This window comes from Falsiroseomonas oryziterrae, from assembly GCF_021864505.1.
Lineage (GTDB): Bacteria > Pseudomonadota > Alphaproteobacteria > Acetobacterales > Acetobacteraceae > Falsiroseomonas > Falsiroseomonas oryziterrae.
Map to the genome: position 1 here is coordinate 1 of NZ_JAKJIB010000178.1, position 8,039 is coordinate 8,039.

6 protein-coding genes are annotated in these 8,039 nt (G+C 71.5%); 2 read left to right on the forward strand and 4 right to left on the reverse strand.

The window, feature by feature from the left end; translation table 11 throughout:
• A partial coding sequence (gene pnp / locus L2I40_RS14365; protein WP_237215732.1) for a polyribonucleotide nucleotidyltransferase occupies positions 1–2,206 on the reverse strand: 2,206 nt, incomplete at its 3' end.
• A 402-nt stretch (positions 2,207–2,608) separates the two neighbouring features.
• Positions 2,609–3,046 carry a DoxX family protein gene (locus L2I40_RS14370; protein WP_237215734.1) on the reverse strand — a complete coding sequence of 146 codons (438 nt, stop codon included), beginning with the start codon at positions 3,044–3,046 and terminating at the stop codon, positions 2,609–2,611.
• Between the two features lie 162 nt (positions 3,047–3,208).
• On the opposite strand from L2I40_RS14370, the gene L2I40_RS14375 reads away from it, so the two are divergent.
• A complete protein-coding gene (locus tag L2I40_RS14375) occupies positions 3,209–4,108 on the forward strand; it encodes a LysR family transcriptional regulator (RefSeq protein WP_272910965.1) in 900 nt (299 codons plus the stop codon).
• Positions 4,109–4,317: 209 nt separating this feature from the next.
• Here L2I40_RS14375 and L2I40_RS14380 read toward each other — a convergent pair whose 3' ends face one another.
• Positions 4,318–5,292, reverse strand: a complete 975-nt coding sequence (locus tag L2I40_RS14380; RefSeq protein WP_237215737.1) for a Bug family tripartite tricarboxylate transporter substrate binding protein — start codon at positions 5,290–5,292, stop codon at positions 4,318–4,320.
• A 334-nt stretch (positions 5,293–5,626) separates the two neighbouring features.
• Entirely contained in the window at positions 5,627–6,145 is a 519-nt protein-coding gene (locus tag L2I40_RS14385) for a hypothetical protein (RefSeq protein WP_237215739.1), read from the reverse strand.
• A 368-nt stretch (positions 6,146–6,513) separates the two neighbouring features.
• On the opposite strand from L2I40_RS14385, the gene L2I40_RS14390 reads away from it, so the two are divergent.
• A partial coding sequence (locus L2I40_RS14390; protein ID WP_237215744.1) for a transglycosylase domain-containing protein occupies positions 6,514–8,039 on the forward strand: 1,526 nt, incomplete at its 3' end.

Below are 8,039 nucleotides of genomic sequence, written 5' to 3' on the forward strand. Positions count from 1 at the left end.
CGCGGTCGCGCCGGGGGCGCCGGTCGCGGTCGCGCCGGTCGCCACGATCGCCGCGCTCCCCGTTCTCGCCTTCGGGGCGCGGGCGGCGGGCGCCGACCTGCTCGGTGATGTCGGCGCCGGTCTGCTGGTCCACGACGCGCATGGACAGCTTCACCTTGCCGCGGTCGTCGAAGCCGAGGACCTTCACCTTCACCGCGTCGCCTTCCTTGACCACGTCGGTGGTCTTGTTGACGCGCTCATTCGCGAGCTCGGAGATGTGGACCAGCCCGTCCTTGGCACCGAGGAAGTTCACGAAGGCGCCGAACTCGGCGGTCTTCACGACCTTGCCGTTGTAGATCTTGCCGACCTCGGGCTCGGCGACGATGCCCTGGATCCAGTCGATCGCCTTCTGCGCCGCCTCCACCGAGGTCGCCGCCACCTTGATGGTGCCGTCGTCGTCGATGTCGATCTTGGTGCCGGTCTGCTCGGTGATCTCGCGGATCACCTTGCCGCCCGAGCCGATGACGTCGCGGATCTTGTCCTTGTTGATGTTGATCACGGTGATGCGCGGTGCAGTCGCGGCCACGTCGCCGCGCGCCCCGCTGATCCCCTTGGCCATCTCGCCGAGGATGTGAAGCCGCCCGTCCTTCGCCTGGCCGAGCGCGATCTTCATGATCTCGAAGGTGATCGAGGTGATCTTGATGTCCATCTGCAGGGCGGTGATGCCCTGCTCGGTGCCGGCCACCTTGAAGTCCATGTCGCCGAGGTGATCCTCGTCGCCGAGGATGTCGGACAGCACGGCGAAGCCGCGGTCTTCCTTGATCAGGCCCATCGCGATGCCGGCGCAGGGGCGCTTCAGCGGCGCGCCGGCGTCCATCAGCGACAGCGAGGTGCCGCAGACGGTCGCCATCGACGAGCTGCCGTTGCTCTCCGTGATCTCGGAGACGACGCGCATCGTGTAGGGGAACTTCTCCTTCTCCGGCAGCAGCGGGCGGATGGCGCGCCAGGCGAGCTTGCCGTGGCCGATCTCGCGCCGGCCGGGGGAACCCATGCGGCCCGTCTCGTTCACCGAGTAGGGCGGGAAGTTGTAGTGCAGCATGAACGCCTCGCGGTACTCGCCCGCCAGCGCGTCGATGATCTGCTCGTCCTGCCCGGTGCCCAGCGTGGCGACGCAGAGCGCCTGCGTCTCGCCGCGCGTGAACAGCGCGGAGCCATGCGCGCGCGGCAGCACGCCGACCTCCGCCGTGATCTGGCGCACGGTCTTGGTGTCGCGGCCGTCGATGCGCATCCCGGTGTCGAGGATGTTGTTGCGGACGACGTCGGCCTCGAGCTCCTTCAGCAGGCCCTTTGCGGCGCCGGCGTCCAGGCCCTCGGCCTCGAGCTGCGCGACGACGGCCTTCTTGACCGCGCCGACCGCGTTCTGGCGCTCGAGCTTCGGGATGATCTTGTAGGCCTCGGCCATCTGGGCGCGGCCGAGCTCGGCGATGCGCGCCTTCAGCGCCTTGGCCGCGTCGCTCTCCTCGGTGAGCGGCCAGGGATCCTTCGCGGCGACCTCGGCCAGCTCGATGATGCCCTGGATCACGGCCTGGAAGCTCTTGTGGCCGAACTCCACGGCGCCGAGCATGACCTCTTCGGAGAGCTCCTGCGCCTCGGACTCGACCATCAGCACGCCCTCGGCGGTGCCGGCGACCACGAGGTCGAGCTGGCTCTGCTTGCGCTGCGCGAGCGTCGGGTTCAGCACGTACTGGCCGTCGACGTAGCCGACGCGGGCGCCGCCGATCGGGCCGAAGAACGGAATGCCGGAGAGCGTCAGCGCCGCCGAGCAGCCGACCATCGCGACGATGTCGGGGTCGTTCTCCATGTCATGCGAGAGCACGGTGGCGACCACCTGCACCTCGTTGCGGAAGCCCTCGGGGAACAGGGGGCGGATCGGGCGGTCGATCAGGCGCGAGACCAGCGTCTCGTTCTCCGAGGGGCGCCCCTCGCGCTTGAAGAAGCCGCCCGGGATCTTGCCGGCCGCGAAGGCCTTCTCCTGGTAGTTCACCGTCAGCGGGAAGAAGTCCTGGCCCGGCTTCACGGAGCGGGCGCCGACCGCGGTGCAGAGCACGATGGTGTCGCCGAGGCGCGCCATCACGGCGCCATCCGCCTGGCGGGCGACCTTGCCGGTCTCGAGGGTGAGGAGCTGGCCGCCCCAGGCGATTTCCTTGCGGAAATACTTGTCGAACATGCGTCGTCCTTCTCGGCCGGGCGCCTTCGCCGCGGCCGTGTGCGAACGGCCCTGGGCGCCGGGCGCACAGGACCGCAGAAACCCCGCGCGCAGGGCGCGCAAGGCCAAGGTCACGACGGCATGGGTGGTCCGAGTCCGGCTGTCCGCCCCTGGTCGGGGAAGTCCCCCTCGGGGGATGACAGGCGTCTCGGGCGGCATGGGAAGGCACGATCCCAGCGGATCTGCGCCCCATGTGGCCGGAAACGCCGCCACCGTCCCGTGTCGGATCGGCGGAGCCCTTGCACCCGCTGCCATCGCAGCGAAGGCCGGCCCGGGGATCCGGACCGGCCTGCGCGGCGTATCTAGGGCCTTCGCGCCCAAAAGGCCAGCGGAAAACCCCGCCGGCCCCTGGACGCCGGCCGGTCAGGCATGGGCCGGGGCGCTGCCGCGGCCCAGCAGGCGCGCCGGGTCGAGGGCGAAGGCGCCCGCGCCGAGCCCGGCCTGGACCAGCATCAGCACCGTCCACATGGCCGGGAACTCCCAGCCGCCGCCCTGCGCGCTGAACACCCAGCCGGCCGGCAGGTGCTGCAGCGTGGCGCCGATCATGATCGGCAGGGTCAGCAGGCTCACCAGCCGCACCCAGACGCCGGCGATCAGCGCGAGGCCGGCGGCGATCTCGGCGATGGCGACGATCGCGCCAAAGACCGGCGGGTAGCCGATCGAGCCGAAGAACCCCATGGTCCCGGCCAGGCCGAAGGTCATCACCTTGAGCAGCAACCCATGGGCGAGGAAGGCGACGCCGAGCGTCACGCGCAGCAGCAGCGCGGCGTAGGGGGTGGTGGTGGTGGGGTCGAGGCGCATCTCGGTCTCCTGTTCGTTCGGGGCGCGCGGCGCGCTCCCGTCGCCCGGCATCTGGCGCGCTTCCCCGCCGGCCTTCCAACGCCGGGACGGAACGGCGATCATCACCGCACGTGATGACGGGAGGCGGCCCTGGCCGACCTGCAGAGCCTCGACCTGAACCTGCTGCGCGTCTTCGACGCGGTGGCGCGCGAGCGCCACGTCACTCGCGCGGCGGAGAAGCTGAACCTCTCGCAGCCCGCGGTGTCGAACGCGCTGGCGCGGCTGCGCGCGGCGCTCGGCGACGAGCTGTTCCTGCGGCGTCCCGGCGGCGTGGAGCCGACGGCTCTCGCGCTGTCGCTGGCCGGACCGGTCGCCGAGGTGCTGGACCGGCTGCGCCAGACGCTGGCCGTCCATGCGCCCTTTGATCCGGCGACGACGGATCGCGTCTTCACCCTGGCACTGAGCGAATATGCCGAGAGCGTCCTGGCGCCGCCGCTGCTCGAGGTGATGGCGCGCGAGGCGCCGCGCGCGCTGCTCGCCATCCGCCACGCCGACCGCACCAATGCCCAGAACCTGCTGGAGAAGGGCGAGGCGGAACTCGCGGTCGCGGTGCTGCCGGAACCGCCGGCGCTCTACACGCGGGTGCGGCTGCTGCCGGAGGGCTTCCTGACGCTGATGCGCGCCGGGCATCCGCTGGCCGAGGGGCCGATGACCATCGCGCGCTTCACCCAGTTTCCGCACCTGCTGCATTCGCCGAACGGCTCGCGCGACGGCGCGCTCGATGGTCCGCTGGCGGAGGCGGGGCACCCGCGCCGGCTCGGCGCCGTGGTCGCCCATCTCGGCGCAGTGCCGGAGATCCTGGCCCGCACCGACATGGTGATGACGCTCTCCGCCCGGCTGGCCCAGCGCCTGGCGGAGGTGCATGGCCTGGCGCTGCGTCCATGCCCGGTGGAGATCCGGCACACGCGGCTGAGCCTCGTCTTCCACCGCCGCTTCGAGGCGGACGCCGGCCATGCCTGGCTGCGCCGCACCCTTCTCGCCGTGGCGCGTGAGGTCGGCCCCGTCCCGGGCGTGGGCGCCTGAACTCCCCGCAGAACCGCGATGCGGCTCTGCGGGGCCCCGTCATGGGCGCTGATCCTGGGCGGTGTCCCTGTGTTGCCGCGGCGTCGTGCCGACGGCACGCCTTTGCGCGTCGTGCCGAAGGCTCGCATTTGCGCGTCGTGCCGACGGCACGCCTTTGGCGTGACGCCGCGACGCCGCCCAGGGGCGCCCCCAGGTTCAGAGAGGCGCTCTTACGCCTCCTCGAAGACCAGGCCGCGGGCGCGGATCAGGCCGGACCACTTCTCCACCTCGCTCCGCAGGTGCCGCGCGGCACCGTCCATGTCCGAGCCGACGAGCACGAAGCCCACGTCGTTGGCGCGCGCCACCACGTCGGGCTGGGCGAGCCCATGCCGGGCCGCTGCGGACAGGCGCCGGGCGACGGGGTCCGGCGTCGCGGCGGGCACCCACCACATCACCCAGGAATTCGCGTCGAAGCCGGGTGCCACGCTCTCCGCCATGGTCGGGGTGTCGGGCAGCACCGGGACGCGGTTCAGCGTGCAGACGGCCAGCGCCTGCAGCCCGCCCTGGCGGACCTGGCCGAGGGCGGCCGGCATGTCCGCGAACATGAAGTCCACCGTGCCGGCGCGCAGGTCGGTCAGCGCCGGCGCCGTGCCACGATAGGCGACGAGCTGGAAGTCGGTGCCCGAGGCCTGGCGGTAGAGTTCCGCCGCCAGCTGGTGCGGCGTGCCCGACCCGCCGGTGGCGCCGGTCATGCGGCCGGGATTGGCCTTCATGTGGCGATCCCACTCCTGGACATTGGCGAAGCGTCCCGGGCGCACCACCAGTACGAAGGGCGTGGTGGCGAGGTGCGAGACCGGGCGGAAATCCGACAGCTCGTAGCCCGGCTCGCGCATCATGAAGGCCGCGATCACCGAGGAAATGGGCGCGAGCAGCACCGTCGTGCCGTCGGCTGCGGCGCGCGCCACGCTGCGGGTGCCGACCGCCGCGCCGGCGCCGGGGCGGTTCTCGACCACCATCGGCTGGCCGAGGAAGCCCTGCATGTGCGGCGCCATGACGCGGGCCAGGATGTCGGGCGAGCCGCCGGGGGCGAAGGGGTTGATCAGTCGCACGGGGCCTGGTGGCGTCCACTCCTGCGCGTGGACGGCGGTCGGAAGCGCGGCGAGGCCGGCGGCGCCGAGCAGGGCGCGCCGCGAGAGATGGGTCATGTGTTGTCGTCCCGGTTCGAGAAGTCCGTGAGCTGAGGCCCTGTCGCGGCGCCCTTCTGCGGGGCGCCTGCACGGCACATGATCGTTCCGGGATGAGGGCGCAAGCGCCGCGAAGCGACGGACGGGTGCCGCGGTCTCGGGGCGGCAGGCGGGCGCCGGGTCTGTGCGGCGCCGAAGCGCGCAGCCATCGGGGCGAGCGCGCGCCGGGCCGAGCCCCGCTCCGCTATCGTCACGCGCCGCGCACAGCGCGGCAGGAGCAGGCACCAAGGGTCCCGCCGGCGGCGGGCCGCAGCCCGTCGCCGGCGATCCTGGTCAGGGCAGGAGCCCTGTGCGGTCAGAGCACGTCGGGGAAGTCGCCACCGTTGTTCCGGCCGGTCGAGTTGCCGGGGTCGATATCGATGCCGCCGACCAGTTCCGAGCCGTTGCCGCGGCCGGCATTCGGGCGGACCGTGATGTCCGTCGTCTCGAGCGTGATCTGTGCGACGAAATCGTTGTAGTCCATGTCGGGGTTGTTCGGGTCGTCTTCGAAGGCGGCGAAGAAGGTTTTGGTGTCGTAGTCGACCGAGGCCTTTCTCAGGTCCTTGGTCTTGAACCCCGACGGCGCGCCCGAATAAATCAGCGCATCTGTATCGGTCAGGACGCCGTCCCCATCGTCAGCGTAGTACTTGACCAGCTCGGTGTTGACGTTGGTCAACTCCAGATACGTATGCGGGTTGACCTTGAAGACCACTGTCCCGCCATCTTCTGGGAGCGAGCCGGAGGCGTTGCTCGCGCCGAGTACGTTCGGGTAGGACGACGACTCACTAATGAATGTGACGGTTTGTGTGCTCGGATTCTTCTTGGGAGGAGGCATCGTGTCATCCTTTCGCGTTGTGCTGAGCCGGCCTCGCGACGCTATTGCCACTTTGCTGTGTCGAAAAATGAACAGTTCTTGCAAGACTCAGGGTTGAGGCGACGCAAGAACATTCCACCGTCGTCATGTCCGTTATCAACCAGGACGTTATTGCGTTGGGCCATGCAGATCGCTTTGCGGGACGCAAGGCGTCCGCTGGCGCCCCTCGCGCCGGTTCGGGTGGCGGAGCCTCGCGCAAGAGCCCGACGCGCGCAGGGCGCCTGGCGGCGTGCTACAGCCCGGGGCGAATGGCCCGCGCCGCGCCCGTCCGCACCCCCGCCAGACCTCCCCGCGCCCCGCGCTCGGGCTGGCGTTGGCTCCGCCGGTTGGTGCTGGTCGGCATCTGGGGCGCGATCGCCCTGGGGGCGCTGCTGCTCGCGCTCACCTGGGACCTGCCGCGCACCGACATCGCGCTGAGCCAGACGCGCCGGCCGGGCGTGACGCTGGAAGCCGCGGACGGGCGCATCATCGCCAATTCCGGCGACGTGGTGGGCGAGATCGTGCGGCTGCGCGACCTCCCGGCCCACCTCCCGGCCGCGGTGATCGCCATCGAGGACCGGCGCTTCCGCCAGCATTTCGGGCTGGACCCGATCGGCATCGCGCGCGCCGCCTGGATCAACTGGACCACCGGCCGCGTCGTGCAGGGGGGCTCCACCCTGACGCAGCAACTGGCGAAGAACCTGTTCCTGACGCCGGAACGCAGCCTGTGGCGCAAGGCGCAGGAAGCGGTGATGGCGCTCTGGCTCGAATGGCGCTTCACCAAGGACGAGCTGCTCGAGATCTACCTCAACCGCATCTATCTCGGCGGCGGCGCCTATGGGGTGGATGCCGCGGCGCGGCTCTATTTCGGCGTGCCCGCCGCGCGCGTCAGCCTGTGGCAGTCGGCCCTGCTTGCAGGGCTGCCCCAGGCGCCCTCCCGCCTCAATCCGCGCCGCAACCCAGACGGCGCCGCGGCGCGCGCCGTCGAGGTGCTGGAGGCGATGGCGGAGACCGGCATCCTCACGCGTCAGCAGGCGACGCTGGCGGTCGAGCAGATGCGCATCCCGCCGCGCCCCTCGCGTGGCGCGGGTTGGTTCGCCGATTGGGTGATGGACGACCTCGCCGATCGTTTTCCCGGCAATGCCGACCTGGTGCTGCGCACGACCCTCGACCTTCGCCTGCAGACACTGGCGGAGGCGCGGCTGGAGGCGCTGCTCGCCGGCCCGGGCGCGCGTGCGCGCGTGAACCAGGGCGCGGTCGTGGTGATGGAGGCGGCGACCGGCAATGTCCGGGCCATGGTGGGCGGCCGCGACTTCCGGGCCAGCCAGTTCAACCGTGCCACCCAGGCGCGTCGCCAGCCCGGCTCCGCCTTCAAGCCCTTCGTCTTCCTGGCCGCGCTGGAGCGCGGCGTAGGCGCCTCCGATCCGGTCGCGGACGGCCCGCTGACCCTCGGCGGCTGGTCGCCCGGCAATGGCGAGTGGCGCAGCCGTGGCGAGATCACGCTGGAGGACGCGCTGGCGCATTCGGTGAACACCTCGGCGGTGCGGGTGCTGCAGAGGTCCGGCGGCCCACGCGAGGTGGCGGCGCTGGCGCGGCGCTTCGGCCTCGCCGGGCCCTTCCCGAACGATGCGACCCTCGCGCTCGGCACCGGCGAGGTGACCTTGCTCGACCTCACCGCGGCCTATGCGCCCTTCGCCAATGGGGGGTTGCTGCCGGAGCCGCGCGGCCTGCTCGGCGCGCGGGCCGACGGGCGGCCGGCGGCGGTCGAGGCGCCGCGGTTGCATCGCGTGGTCCCGGCCGAAAGTGCGGCTGCGATGCGGCGGATGCTGGAAGCGGCGGTGGCGCGCGGCACCGGGCGTGCCGCCCAGCCGCCCGG